Source organism: Paenibacillus shenyangensis (genome assembly GCF_000346635.1).
GTDB lineage: Bacteria > Bacillota > Bacilli > Paenibacillales > Paenibacillaceae > Saccharibacillus > Saccharibacillus dauci.
Genome location: NZ_AOIG01000009.1, coordinates 1 through 13,422, shown reverse-complemented (window position 1 = coordinate 13,422; position 13,422 = coordinate 1). Strand labels below are relative to the sequence as shown.

At 47.9% G+C, this 13,422-nt stretch carries 8 protein-coding genes; 6 read left to right on the top strand and 2 right to left on the bottom strand.

Annotated features, from left to right (window positions below):
* The first annotated feature begins 897 nt into the window (after positions 1 to 897).
* The gene (locus H065_RS0107890; protein ID WP_017812494.1) at positions 898 to 2,412 is read left to right on the top strand and encodes a CoA transferase; all 1,515 of its coding nucleotides are present in this window, start codon (positions 898 to 900) and stop codon (positions 2,410 to 2,412) included.
* 92 nt (positions 2,413 to 2,504) lie between these two features.
* Here the strand turns inward: H065_RS0107890 and H065_RS0107885 are convergent, their stop codons facing one another.
* A complete protein-coding gene (locus tag H065_RS0107885) occupies positions 2,505 to 3,005 on the bottom strand; it encodes a hypothetical protein (protein ID WP_017812493.1) in 501 nt (166 codons plus the stop codon).
* 330 nt (positions 3,006 to 3,335) lie between these two features.
* Here H065_RS0107885 and H065_RS0107880 point away from each other — a divergent pair, with 330 nt between their 5' ends.
* The gene (locus tag H065_RS0107880; protein ID WP_017812492.1) at positions 3,336 to 5,105 is read left to right on the top strand and encodes an alpha-glycosidase; all 1,770 of its coding nucleotides are present in this window, start codon (positions 3,336 to 3,338) and stop codon (positions 5,103 to 5,105) included.
* 380 nt (positions 5,106 to 5,485) lie between these two features.
* Positions 5,486 to 6,427: a cation diffusion facilitator family transporter gene (locus tag H065_RS0107875; protein WP_026136099.1), complete on the top strand. Its 942-nt coding sequence runs from the start codon at positions 5,486 to 5,488 to the stop codon at positions 6,425 to 6,427.
* A 269-nt stretch (positions 6,428 to 6,696) separates the two neighbouring features.
* Here the strand turns inward: H065_RS0107875 and H065_RS0107865 are convergent, their stop codons facing one another.
* Complete coding sequence (locus H065_RS0107865; RefSeq protein WP_017812489.1) at positions 6,697 to 7,365, bottom strand: SGNH/GDSL hydrolase family protein; 669 nt, start codon at positions 7,363 to 7,365, stop codon at positions 6,697 to 6,699.
* 522 nt (positions 7,366 to 7,887) lie between these two features.
* Here H065_RS0107865 and H065_RS0107860 point away from each other — a divergent pair.
* The 3 genes from H065_RS0107860 (at position 7,888) to H065_RS0107850 (ending at position 13,345) form a co-directional block, all read left to right on the top strand.
* Positions 7,888 to 10,014 carry a BglG family transcription antiterminator gene (locus tag H065_RS0107860; RefSeq protein ID WP_017812488.1) on the top strand — a complete coding sequence of 709 codons (2,127 nt, stop codon included), beginning with the start codon at positions 7,888 to 7,890 and terminating at the stop codon, positions 10,012 to 10,014.
* Positions 10,011 to 11,984, top strand: a complete 1,974-nt coding sequence (locus H065_RS0107855) for a PTS mannitol transporter subunit IICBA (RefSeq protein ID WP_017812487.1) — start codon at positions 10,011 to 10,013, stop codon at positions 11,982 to 11,984. Before H065_RS0107860 ends, H065_RS0107855 begins: the two co-directional genes overlap by 4 nt.
* 206 nt (positions 11,985 to 12,190) lie before the next feature.
* Positions 12,191 to 13,345: a mannitol-1-phosphate 5-dehydrogenase gene (locus H065_RS0107850; protein ID WP_017812486.1), complete on the top strand. Its 1,155-nt coding sequence runs from the start codon at positions 12,191 to 12,193 to the stop codon at positions 13,343 to 13,345.
* Positions 13,346 to 13,422 lie beyond the last annotated feature (77 nt).

Here is a 13,422-nt window from a genome sequence, read left to right as displayed (position 1 = left end):
GCACGTCCTCCGGTGGAGCCTGGAAATTATGGGATTAGGAAAAGGTCAATTTCCAGGCTCCAAGGTCGTCTTTGCCCCTATTTCCTTCTCTCCGCTAAGTGCTGAGCACTATCCATTGGCATTTGCATACTGCGTAATATGAATAGAATTAAGGCTAAAATGCAATTGCAGAATAAATTTAATAGACGGGCCGGGGCATGTCATGCTCTGGCCTGTTTTTTTACATACTTTGTCTACATAGTGATTGTACGGTAGTGTCTGATCCACACAATAATACGGTTATTAACTGTTCTATACCCATAAAAAATTCTCGACTTTATGGACATCTACTATTGAAGTGTGGCATATGCCACATTCGAAAATTCATTGTTTATTGAGGTCAATTTATATTGGTTATATAATAATATGTATAAATTTACTTATTAAAATTTGTGTTTAGTTAATCGTTCTAATTTCTAAGTTTTAAGTTTTAAGTTTTAAGTTTTAAAATATATCGTTCTTTTCCAGGTTCAATTATTATGCTGTTGAACTTCCTGTATTACTCTACTTCTCCACTTCTTATTCCTTCATTATTTAATTCTTATTTCTATTGGAATGATATAGACGACTACCAGGAATATCTTTGGACAGAGCGCAAAAAAGGAAATCTGAGCAAAAGACGACCTTAAGTATTTGGCAGTTAAAACGCGTGGTTCAATAAGAGGTTTAATAAAAAGTAATTTTTACGAAGCAAAATATCTCATCTCTTCCCACTATCAAAGGATCTTCAGGTTTACCTCTTATTCATTTCTGGAGTGGATACTGCCAAGTCAGATGCAATGACCAGCTGCATAACTGCAAAATATGCAATTCCACCGCCTTATACTTTTACACTATCTTGGAAACGGAGTGAACAACATGATATCCCAACCTACCAACAACACAGAAACCGCTGCCCAATTAAAAGAAAAAATCCGTCAGGCCGAGCAGAATCGTGCAGATCATACGGAATTTGATATTCATCAGGAACTGGAGCAGCTGCTAAACAGTATCGGATTATCCGCAGCAGACAGCGGCGGCGAGATTTCTTTTACCGGTAAAGATCCTATCATACCAAGCGTACTGCGTCTGGCCAGCTCGGCAGGGATCGGGATGGTCGCCAAATCGGTTGCTGCTGCCAAGCTATGGAGAATGCGTGGCGGCAAGGAGCAGGATATCTCGTTGGACCTGCGCAAGATTCTGCATCGGCTGTCGCCTTTTTACGATCGAAAATGGGAAAAGCTGAATGGTTATTCACCAGCAAGCCCTTCCGATCCGAGTCAGGCACTGAAATTCGGATTTTACCAGACAAAAGATGGTAAATGGGTGATGCCGCTGGAGCCGTATCCAAAGCTGAAAATCAATACACTGAAGCTGCTGAACTGCCCGGATACCCCGGAAGCGGTAGCAGCAGCTATTGCCCAGTGGGATTCTGCCGAACTGGAAGAAGCCGGTCGACGTGCCGGAATCGTCATGCCGGTTGCCCGCACACTGGAAGAATTCCTGAATGATCCCGTATCGGATGTGATCGCTGCTCAGCCACTGATCGAGATCGAGAAGATTGGTGACAGTGACCCGGAGCCTCTGTCGACGGGCGTTTCTTCTCCACTGGAAGGCATTCGTGCACTTGGTATGGGACATGTGATCGCCGGCGCAGGGGTTGGCCGGGCGCTGGCACTACATGGTGCAGATGTGCTGAACATCTGGCGTCCCGGTGATTGGGAAGTGGACACTACCTACTACACCGCCAATGTGGGAATGCGTTCTTCTACGCTGGAAGTAGGAAATGAACAGGGACAGGCCAAGATGCAGGAGCTGCTGCGTGGAGCAGATATTTTCTTTGCCAATCGTCGTCCGACATATCTGGAACGATTTGGTCTGAGTCCTGAACAAGCGGCGGCTGCACGGCCGGGTATTATCCATGTCTCGGTATCGCTCGGTGGTAATGAAGGCCCTTGGGCGGATCGGATTGGATTCGACCAGACAGCTGGTACGCTGACCGGGGTGATGTGCCTCGAAGGTACTCCCGACAAGCCGCAATTGCCTGCGATTCTGGTCGTTAATGACTATATTATCTCTTGGCTGGCTGCTGCCGGGGCAATGGCTGCACTGGCACGCCGCGCTGAGGAAGGCGGTAGCTACCGGGTGCATATTTCCCTTAGCCGGGTATCGCTGTGGCTGATGTCAATGGGATTGTTCGACAAGGAATTTGCCCACCAGACAGCCGGTTCATCTGATGAGCATCTGTATCTTGATCCAGAACTGTTTACAGCCGATACCCTATGCGGACATTATCAAGGGGTGACCGATCAGGTGCATATGTCGGAGACACCAGGCGAGTACCGGACGGTGCTGGTACCGCGCGGATCGTGTCGGCCGGAGTGGCTGAAATAATGGTTATAGCAAAAGGAGAATCCTATCTGGCTTTAGGCCGAAGGGATTCTCCTTTTTAATTTGCTATCCAGAAATCAGGGTTGAGGTTGGATTTAGCTTTCTGCTTGCAGCTTGTTCATATCCGTATCAATATGGACTTTCAGCTGGCCTTTCATTTCAGCAGAACCGGAAGATACAGTAATCATGTATGTACCAGATGCCAGCTTGTCACTAGTATAGAATTTCTGATAATCAGATGTAGGTTTTACTGTGCCGGACAGTACTTGTTGTCCGCTGCTATGATTTTTATTTACGGTAAAAGTTATGTTCTGTGAACTGTCATTCTTTATACTGACTTTTATATAGCTTTTCGGGATGGTGATTTCTTTCTGAAAAGTGGTATTGTCCAACGAATCATTAATAATCATTCCATACTTGGTTTGGGAAGTTATTTTATTACTATCAGTGTTTTCTTCTGCAGCAGAGGACGGATTGCTATCTACCACAGTATTATTGGAGAATATAATAATTTGCCCAAATGGTCTGTAGATCAGAATAATCGTTAGGACGATGAACAATAATATGATCATAATGATAATTTTCTTTTTGCTCATTTCTCAGCTTCTCCTTTTATTGATTAGTAATCGCTCTCATGGATGCGGCAACAGTCTACCACAATTAGACGGAAATTTATAAGAATCTGCGTGATAAATATATCGCAGTCCAGTCCAATGAGATGATCGCCAAAATCCAAAAGTTAATTGGTAACACTAATCTTGGTTACAATACCGTAGATCCGTATGCTATATAATAAAATCATTATCTTCACTATATCAAGACGATTTGGATAATCCTGATTAAAAGAGATTCCAGATTATGGTTCCACCACCCCCTTTCGGGGTAAAAATCGTTAGCATTTACATAACCGTACAGGAGGAACATTCATGCTCATTGAAGCCGTCTATCACCGTCCAAAATTAAACTGGGGTTATCCATACGATCGCGAGACGATCCATCTTCGTCTGCGTACCAAAAAGCAGGATGTTAAGCAGGCCTGGGCACTCGCCGGAGACAAGTATATGTGGGAGAAATCCAAAGAACTGGTGCCGATGAGCATCTTTGCAACGGATGATCTGTTTGATTACTGGGAATGTGCGGTCAAACCGCCATATCGTCGTCTGAAATACGGATTCAAGCTAGCGGATGATCAGGAAGTTATCTGGATGGACGAAGACAAATTCGGCGCGGAAGAACCGCAGATGGATCGTCTGTTCGATATTCCTTTCATTAATCCGGTCGATGTATTCACTACGCCGGAATGGGTAAAAGACGCTGTGTTTTATCAGATTTTCCCGGAGCGCTTTGCCAATGGGGATACGTCCAACGATCCGGAAGGCACGCTGCCATGGGGCGGCAAGCCGGAGTGGAACAATTTCTTTGGCGGGGACCTGCAGGGCATTATCGATCATCTGGACCATCTGACCGAACTGGGCGTGAATGCGATCTACCTGTGCCCTATTTTCAAAGCAACAACCAACCATAAATACGATACCGAAGATTATATGAAGATCGACCCGAGCTTTGGAGATGAAGAGACGCTCAAAAAGCTCGTCAACACCTGCCACAGCAAAGGCATCCGCGTGATGTTCGATGCGGTATTCAACCATTCCGGCAAAACGTTCGCACCCTTCGTCGATGTACAGGAAAAAGGCGAGAAGTCCAAGTACAAAGACTGGTTCCATGTACGCAAATTCCCGCTGGCTGTGGAAGACGGTATTCCAACGTACGATACGTTCGACTTTGAGCCGCTAATGCCTAAGCTCAACACCGAGAATCCGGAAGTCAAAGAATATCTGCTTGGCGTGGCTCGCTATTGGGCAGAAGAGTACGGTATCGACGGCTGGCGTCTGGATGTGGCGGACGAAGTGGATCATCAGTTCTGGCGCGAATTCCGCCTGACTCTCAAGGCGATCAACCCGGATATTTATATTCTCGGCGAAATCTGGCATGAGTCGATTCCATGGCTGCAGGGCGACCAATTCGACTCGGTGATGAACTATCCATTCAAAAATGCGGTAACGGATTTCTTCATTAAAGACACCACCGATGCGCAGACATTCTCGCACGCGATCGGCAACCAGATGTCCCGCTATCCGCGTCAGGTGGCAGAAGTCGCTTTCAACCTGATCGATAGCCATGATACGCCGCGTGCACTGACCGTCGCTGGCGGAGACAAAAACCGTCTCAAGCTGGCTGCGCTGTTCCAGATGACCTTTACCGGTGCACCTTGTATCTATTATGGAGATGAAATCGGTATGGAGGGCGAAGGCGATCCAGACTGCCGCCGCTGCATGGTCTGGGAGGAAGACGAACAGGATCGTGAGCTGTTCGCCTACTACCAGCAAATTATCCGTATGCGCAAGCAGTACCCGGCACTGCGCCAGGGTACCTTCCGCTTCCTGCACTCCCGCAAGGGAAGCAATGAACTGGTATATGAGCGTTTCGACGATCAGGAGAAGTTCATTATTGCAATCAACAGCTCTACTGAGCCGATCGATATTGAGATTGATATCAAAGGAACCCATTGGGAAGATGTACTGGAAAATCGCGAACTGCAGCTGGAAGGCGGTATTCTGAAATACCAGCTGCCCGCTTATGGTTACCAGGTGCTACGCTGTCTGGACAAAGACAAAAAACCTCAACAAACCGGCTAAATAATCTATGGCCATGAGTAACCTATACACACTGACAGGATCATGCATTTGTCTATCAATTAGACGACTGCGTATCCTGTCAGCAAGCGCCTCTTCTGTCCGCAGACGAGGCGCTTTTCCTGTGTAAATTCGCCCGGTTAATTCTCTTGGTTAAACGGTGGATTTGTGCTATATTAATACTTCGTGTCATTTATTCCCATGCTGTTTGGGACGTTCACTGCTATGTCTCATTCTGCTGAATGGCAGGGATTGATAGGTAGGAATGCTGCCGATTACAGTTGATTCATTTCGTTTACATAATAAACAAGCTTGTTATGTTATCCCTATGCTGATATGCCGATATTATACTGGCATGATATAGATTGCAGGAGGCCATAGTAATGAGTAGAACTCTTAATCCATCTATGCTTGCGGCGTGGGCCAGTCTGATCAGTAATATCTTACTGACCCTGCTCAAGCTGATCGTCGGTGTACTGTTCAACAGTCAGGTACTGATTGCAGACGGTATCCATAATGCCGGAGATGTGATCGCTTCGGCGACAGCGCTCGGCTCCATGCGGATCTCGTCCATGCCACCCGATGAAGACCATCCGTATGGTCACGGCAAAGCCGAAGTCGTCGGAGCCAGTGTGGTTGCCGGTATCCTGCTGATTGCAGCGCTTTATATCGGTTATCATTCCTTTATGCTGCTGTTCGAGCCGCCATCACAACCACATATCATTGCGCTCATCGCCGCATTTATTTCCCTGATCTGGAAACTGCTACTGTACGTGTACACGATGCGGATCGGACGCGAGACCAACAGCAAAGGCCTAATCGCGACCGCGCAGGATCATCTGGCAGACGTATATGCCTCGGCAGCTGCCTGTGCCGGTATCGGTCTGGGTTTGATTGGTGAAGCGTACGGCTGGTCGCTGCTCTCCTATGGTGATCCGCTCGCCGGTATGATCGTGGCCCTGCTGATCCTCAAGCTGGCCTATGAGACAGGACGCGACTCAATCGATATTCTAATGGAGAAAGCTGTTCATCCGGAGAAAATCGAAGCCTATACCACCGTGCTCAAAAATATGCCGGAAGTCAAACGAATCGACCGTATCCGCGCCCGCGAGCATGGTCAATATATTGTAGTCGATGTGCGAATTGGTGTAGATGCGACCCTGACGATTCAACAAGGACATGATATCTCGCGAATCATGAAGAAGAATATCATGACTGTAGATACACAGGTTACCGAAGTTCTCGTCCATCTGAATCCATGGTATGCCGGGGAGGAACCGGCGCATGAAGTGACAGTGGAATTTGATTCACGAAAGCCTTTATAGCCTGCATGAAGTTCAGTTATACCTTTCGTAATAACTGGGATCGCTGCAGATTGATCTGTTGGCACTCGTATTTCCTACAACGAACCTGTTGCTCTTCATACCATATTTTGCTTTTATATTTTTGGCTTCTGTAATAAAATGCCCTGCTTTCAGTCCGATATCCATGGCTGAAAGCAGGGCATTTTTGGGCGTTCGATAAATAATGATCATGACCGTGCAGCAGTTGATCCGCTGTCTGCAAGTTACTCTTTCGATAAATTGAACTTCTTTTAGCCAATTCGAGCCGGACTATTCTGAACAACTTCAAGCCAGCGCTTGGCCAGTAATCCGTGACCTGCAGTCGTCGGATGGATACCATCCCATATCCAGTACGAAGCCGGCGCCACTGCACAGGCATCATCCAAAACATCCTGCAGCGGGACAAAGACAGCATCGAACTCATCTGCCAGTCTTCGTACAGATGCCGCGCAATCTGCCACGGCCGCTTGCCAGCCGATCCAGTCGTCATCTGTATGTCCCCCCGGCAGAATAAATGGCTCGCATAATACCAACTGGACCTCCGGCAGTTCTGTCCGTGTATGCTGCAGTAGCTGACGATAGTTATTTTCATATTCAGCGCTATCAAAACCTCCGCGTGCTGTTATCGACATCAGGATATCGTTCACACCAATCAGGATACTGATCGTATCTGGCTGCAGTTGCAGAGCATCTTCATGCCAGCGATTCTGAAGATCGGTGACACGATTACCGCTAATCCCCCGATTCAGAAATGTCGGCCGGGAGGCTGCCAGAGTGTGTCCCAGTTCAGCTGCAATCCAGAATGCATAACCATGCCCCATCACATGATTGGGATCGGCATCCCGCCCACGATTACCGTCGGTAATCGAATCCCCCTGAAATAAAATGGTCTGCCGTTTATGTACTTTATTCTGATCCATATTTCCTGTCTCCTCTCTGCAAAACCCTGTTCATTCTCTCCTTCTAACGTATTCGGTACCTTCTCGTATTCTCTATCTTCTGTTTATTTTCGATTTTACCGAATATTTATGCGTTTTACTTTCCGAAAAATGTTTAGACAAGTTTTGTTCCGGTTTAATGGATGAAGTAAATCAGTATGGCATAGACTCATATCATCCATCCGAATCTTGTTTCCCAGTGTTCCTTTTGTCACTATTTGTCGCATCCTACCAGTCAATAATGATCTGGATGACCTACAAAAATAACCATCTACAGACATCCTCGTCTATACAAAAAAAGGAACTTTCCCTATCTGTTGATATACCCATTTCTATTCTTTCTTTATCTTTGTCCCTTATGGATAAAGGACAAATCAAGGCATCTTTCAATTGATCTCCACCTCTCAGAAGCTTAAACTTTTAAGTATAAGAACTAGTTCTATTTTCTCACACCGCTTTCATGATATCGTTTTCAGTCGGAATTTGGAAAGGAGGATGTCGATTTTGGAGAAGCTGACCGCACGGCTCACGATGATGCTGCAGTTTCTGGTCGGTTCCCATGGAGAGTATATTACGATCCGTGACCTGTCAGATCATCTGGATGTGAGTGAGAAAACGGTCAAGCGTGAACTGCCGGCTGCCGAAGAGTGGCTGCGCAAGCACAAGCTGAAGCTGCTTCGCAAACCCGGAACAGGACTTGCCCTGGAAGGCAATGAATCCGACTTTGCCAGTACACAGCGTGAACTGGAAGAACAGACACCCCGGAAAGACTACACCCGCGAAGAACGGCATTACTTCATTATCAGCGAGCTTCTCCTGTCCAAAGAGCCGATTAAACTATATTCGTTTGCCTCTCAGTTCAAAGTAACAGAAGGCACACTGAGTAATGATCTCGACCGAATTGAACAGTGGCTGTCCTCTTTTGGCATTACACTGGTTCGCAAACCCGGATTCGGTATTTATGTCGAAGGCACCGAGAGCCATATCCGCTCTGCACTGATTCATCTGCTGTATGAGAGTGTCGATGAATACCAGCTCAATCATCTGGTACGCGAGCCGCTGGCTGCCGATGAAGAAGCTGGTCGTGTCCAGTTCCATATCCGCAACCGGCTGCTGAATCTGGTCGATGACGGAATGATGGACCAGCTCCAGCAGTATCTCAGCGATCTGGAACGGGATACCCGTATCAAGCTGACCGATAGCGCATACATCGGTCTGACTGTACATCTGGCACTGGCGATTGAGCGTATCCGGCGCGGACAGCGCATTACCATTGCGCCCCGTATTCTGGATGAACTCAAGCAGCTCAGTGAATTCCAGACCGCCCGCAAACTGGCGGAACGTCTGGAGCAATCTTTTGACATTGCGATTCCCGAAGATGAAATGGGTTATATTACCATGCATCTCAAAGGAGCCGAGACCCGGCTGAATGCCGAATCGGACCCGTATTACGAGCATGTTAGCTTTGAACTGGTGAAGCTGGCTCGGGATATTCTCAAAATGGCGGAGTCCGAGACCGGATTTGAACTTAAAGGCAACAGCAAACTGTTCGCCGGATTTATCAACCATCTGGGGCCGGCAATTGAGCGGCTTCGCCTGGGACTGGATATCCGCAATCCGCTGCTCACACAGATCAAGGAGCAATACGGACCGACTTTTGAGATTGCGCGCAAGTGCTCTCGGCTGCTCGGTGAATTCACTCACCGGGAAGTACCGGAGGCCGAGATCGGTTATCTGGCGATGCATATCGGCGCCATGTCCGAATACGCAGCTGCCCAGCGCAAGCCGGTCAAGGCAATTATCGCCTGTGCGAGTGGTCTGGGAACGTCCAGCCTGCTCTCGATTCGGGTCAAGCGGGAATTCCCGTCACTGCAAATTATTGATGTGGTCTCTTCCGCAGAAGCCGTCAAGCTGGAGAATCGGGCAGATATTATTATCTCTACCGTCGAAGTGGACAGCCAACTGCCGACCGTTCGTGTCTCTCCCCTGCTCTCGCCGGAAGATATCCGGGATATCCGCAGTGCTGTCTCCGGGCTGGAAGTGAGCGTAGAGAATAGTCATATGGATTCGCCCGCTGCCGATCCGGCTACACGCCTGACCGATACACTGGGCAATCACAAAGAGACGCTGACCGGTATTCTGGATCTGACAGCCGGACTGGTGATCAAGGACCAGTTCTCGATCTCCTCGGTCTCTGATCTGATCCACCGGATCGCCGGTATGTTCACGGCTTCGGCCGAACGCTCCGACATTCTGGAGCAGAAACTGCACGAACGTGAACGTATGGGCGAGACCGTACTGTCACAGGATGGACTGATCCTGCTTCACTGCCGCTCCAGTGTAGTGAACAAGCTATTTCTCGGTATTATCCGCTTCAGTGATCCCATATCGGCAGTGAGCAGTCCTACCGAGCTGTATGCTGCAATCGTGCTGCTTGCCCCGAGGGACAGCAGCAAATCCTATCTCGAAGCTGTAAATGAAGTCAGTAAATCGCTGATCGATCGACCCGGTTTTGTGACCCGGCTGGTCTCCGATCCCCCTGCCGGACTTCAGGCAGAGATCTCCAGCATGATGAAAGATCTGTACACACGCAAAATAGAACAATATATGATGGAGGTCGAACAATTATGAGCACTGTAAATGCTTCTACTCGCGAGAAGAAAAGCGCCAGAGACCGCGTCCAGGCATTCGGACGTTTCCTGAGCGCCATGATCATGCCGAATATCGGCGCATTTATCGCATGGGGTCTGTTAACTGCCCTGTTTATTCCTACAGGACGTATGCCAAACGAAGACCTCGCTAAACTGGTTGATCCGATGATTAAATTTTTGCTGCCTCTATTGATTGCTTATTCAGGCGGTAAAGTAGTTCATGGACATCGTGGTGGTGTGCTAGGGGCTATTGCAGCAATGGGCGTTATTGTCGGTTCTGAAATTCCAATGTTTATTGGAGCCATGATCATGGGGCCGTTAGGCGGATGGATCATCAAGCAATTCGACAAATTAGTAGAAGGCAAAATCAAATCTGGTTTTGAAATGCTTGTTAATAATTTTTCTGCCGGTATTATCGGTATGTTACTGGCTATAGCCGGTTTTTATGGAATCGGTCCACTCGTTGTAGGATTTACCAATCTGTTGGAAGCGGGCGTCAACTTCCTGATTGCTCACGGGTTATTGCCACTTGTTTCTATCTTTATTGAACCTGGTAAAATTCTGTTCCTTAATAATGCAATTAACCATGGTATCTTTACTCCGCTAGGTACGCAAGATGCACTGGAACATGGTAAATCCATTTTCTATCTACTGGAAGCCAATCCGGGTCCTGGTCTGGGTCTTCTGCTAGCGTACTGGGTATTTGGTAAAGGCTCAATTAAAGGTTCTGCACCAGGTGCAATCATCATTCAATTTTTCGGCGGTATTCACGAAATCTACTTCCCTTATGTATTGATGAGACCAATTCTGTTCCTGGCTGTTATTCTTGGCGGTATGGCAGGTGTATTTACCAACGTATTATTGGGTTCCGGCTTAACTGGTGCTGCTTCGCCAGGTAGTATCATTGCAATCATGGCATTAGCACCCCAAGGTGGCGAACTTCATGTAATTGCTGGTATTGCTGCAGCTACAATCGTTTCATTCCTTGTCTCTGCTCTCTTCCTGCGCAAAGCTGCAGTTGGTGATGAAGACTTGGAAAAAGCACAGTCTGCTTCCAAAAACATGAAATCCGGCGGCAATGCTGGTCCAGCACTGACTACATCTGCTGATCTGCAAACCGGTGAAGTTCGCAAAATCGTATTTGCTTGTGATGCAGGTATGGGTTCCAGCGCAATGGGTGCTTCTTCGTTCCGTAAGAAAGTACAGCAAGCCGGTCTGCCGATTCAGGTAACCAACTCTGCAGTTGACGCGATTCCTGGGGATGCCGATATCGTTGTAACCCAGCAGAACCTGACCAGTCGTGCACGCGGCAAAGCGCCTAATGCACAGCATGTATCGATCGATAACTTTATCAATAACCCGATCTATGATGAAATGATCAACAAACTCAAAGCAACCGCTGCCGGCAATGCAGAATCTTCAATTCCGGATGAGGCTGTCGGCGTTAAAAAAGAAGTAAGCGAAGTGCTGAGTCACAATGCTCCACATGTGGTAGAAGATACAAAAGATGGCGTACCGACTTCCGGTTCCAGTGTACTGCGCAAGGAAAACATCGTCATGGGTCTCGCCAGCGAACCCAAAGAAGATGCTATCCGCAGAGCAGGCGAACTGCTTGCTGCTTCCGGTTATGTGAAGCCTGATTATATAGCTGCCATGCACGAGCGCGAGAAAGTTGCTTCCACTTATATTGGTAACGGTGTAGCTATTCCTCACGGTGTAGGCGAAGCAAAAAAGCAAATTCAAACCTCCGGTATTGTTGTTCTCCAGTATCCAAACGGCGTTGAATTTGAAGGTGGCAAAGCGTATCTGGTTATCGGTATTGCTGGTGCGGGCGGTGAGCATCTGCAGATCCTGACCAAGATCGCTGAGACGATCGAAGATGAATCTGTGGTTCATCATCTGGCCAAAGTTACGGATTCCAACGAAATCTATCGTACATTCTCTATCTAATATAACAAGCTTCTTATGGTTAAATCAGCAGCGCATCAGCTGCTGATTTAACCTGTTTATCCATATTCCTGCCCGTAGACGATATGTATACGGGCACCTATTTACGGCTGCTGCCCTTTTTGTCCATGATTATTGAAAGCCAATATCCGGCTATCTGAATCTTACTGCAAACCGGCAGCAAGCCCATACTTACGGAGGTGCAAGTTATGAAAAAAGCTATTCAGTTTGGTGCAGGTAATATCGGTCGCGGATTTATCGGAGCGTTGCTGGCAAATGCCGGATATCAGGTGGTATTCGCAGATGTCAACGAACAGATGATCCAGGAGCTGAATGAGAAAAAAAGCTACCAGATTCATATCCTCGATCTGGAGAAAAGCGTAGAGACGATTACCAACGTCTCCGGCTGCATGTCCAATGGACCGGAAATCATTGACGAAATCGCCAGCGCAGAGATTATTACGACTGCAGTGGGTCCGAATGTGCTCAAGTTCATCGCTCCTACGATTGCCCAAGGGATTGAAGCCCGCCGTGCTGCTGGTGCAGGTCCACTGAATGTGATCGCCTGTGAGAATATGGTTGGCGCAACCAGCCATCTGCAGGAGCAGGTAGAGAGCCATCTGTCCGAAGAAGGCAAAACCTATGCACGTGAGCATGTAGGATTCGCCAACTGTTCTGTAGACCGTATTGTCCCTCCTTTCCAGGGTGAGAACCTGCTGGATGTGGGCGTAGAAGCGTTCCATGAATGGATCGTGGAAGAGCCGAAGCTCAGAGGCGGTACTCCGGAGATCGACGGCATGAAGCTGACCGACAATCTGGTCGCTTATGTACAACGCAAGCTGTTCACACTGAATACCGGTCATGCAATCACTGCCTATCTGGGCTTCCTGAAAGGAATCGAGACGATCGACCAGAGTATCCAGGATGAGTCCGTACGCTCAATCGCCCGTCCTGCCATGGAAGAAAGCGGCGCAGCGCTGGTGAAAAAATACGAATTCGACGCTGCCGAGCATGCCAAATATATCGATAAAATCGAGACTCGTTTCAAAAACCCATATATCCGCGATGAAGTCATCCGTGTCGGTCGTGAGCCGCTGCGCAAGCTGGGTCCTGCCGATCGTCTGATCGGTCCTGCCAATATGGCTGCCGAGCTGGGACTGGGCCGCGATCACCTGCTGCAGGGTGCAGCAGCTGCCTTCCTGTATGACAACAATAACGATCCACAGTCTGCCGAACTGCAGGCGCGTATTCTGGCAGAAGGCGTAGGTCCTGTAGTAAGTGATGTGACCGGCTTTGCCAAGGATAGTGAAGACTATAACAAGATCATGGCTGCTTACGAGAAATTTAAAAGCTTGAAAGCTTAAGTTGGACCAATAAGCTGCTATCGCTCGCTGAATAAAACAAAAGCCCCTAAGCAATTAGGGGCTCAGAATGTCGAGAA

Bases quoted from the DNA above. Each gene is read 5' to 3' on its own strand.
- H065_RS0107890 (WP_017812494.1), top strand. From the start codon at position 898: ATGATATCCCAACCTACCAACAACACAGAAACCGCTGCCCAATTAAAA.
- H065_RS0107885 (WP_017812493.1), bottom strand. From the start codon at position 3,005: ATGAGCAAAAAGAAAATTATCATTATGATCATATTATTGTTCATCGTC.
- H065_RS0107880 (WP_017812492.1), top strand. From the start codon at position 3,336: ATGCTCATTGAAGCCGTCTATCACCGTCCAAAATTAAACTGGGGTTAT.
- H065_RS0107875 (WP_026136099.1), top strand. From the start codon at position 5,486: ATGAGTAGAACTCTTAATCCATCTATGCTTGCGGCGTGGGCCAGTCTG.
- H065_RS0107865 (WP_017812489.1), bottom strand. From the start codon at position 7,365: ATGGATCAGAATAAAGTACATAAACGGCAGACCATTTTATTTCAGGGG.
- H065_RS0107855 (WP_017812487.1), top strand. From the start codon at position 10,011: ATGAGCACTGTAAATGCTTCTACTCGCGAGAAGAAAAGCGCCAGAGAC.
- H065_RS0107850 (WP_017812486.1), top strand. From the start codon at position 12,191: ATGAAAAAAGCTATTCAGTTTGGTGCAGGTAATATCGGTCGCGGATTT.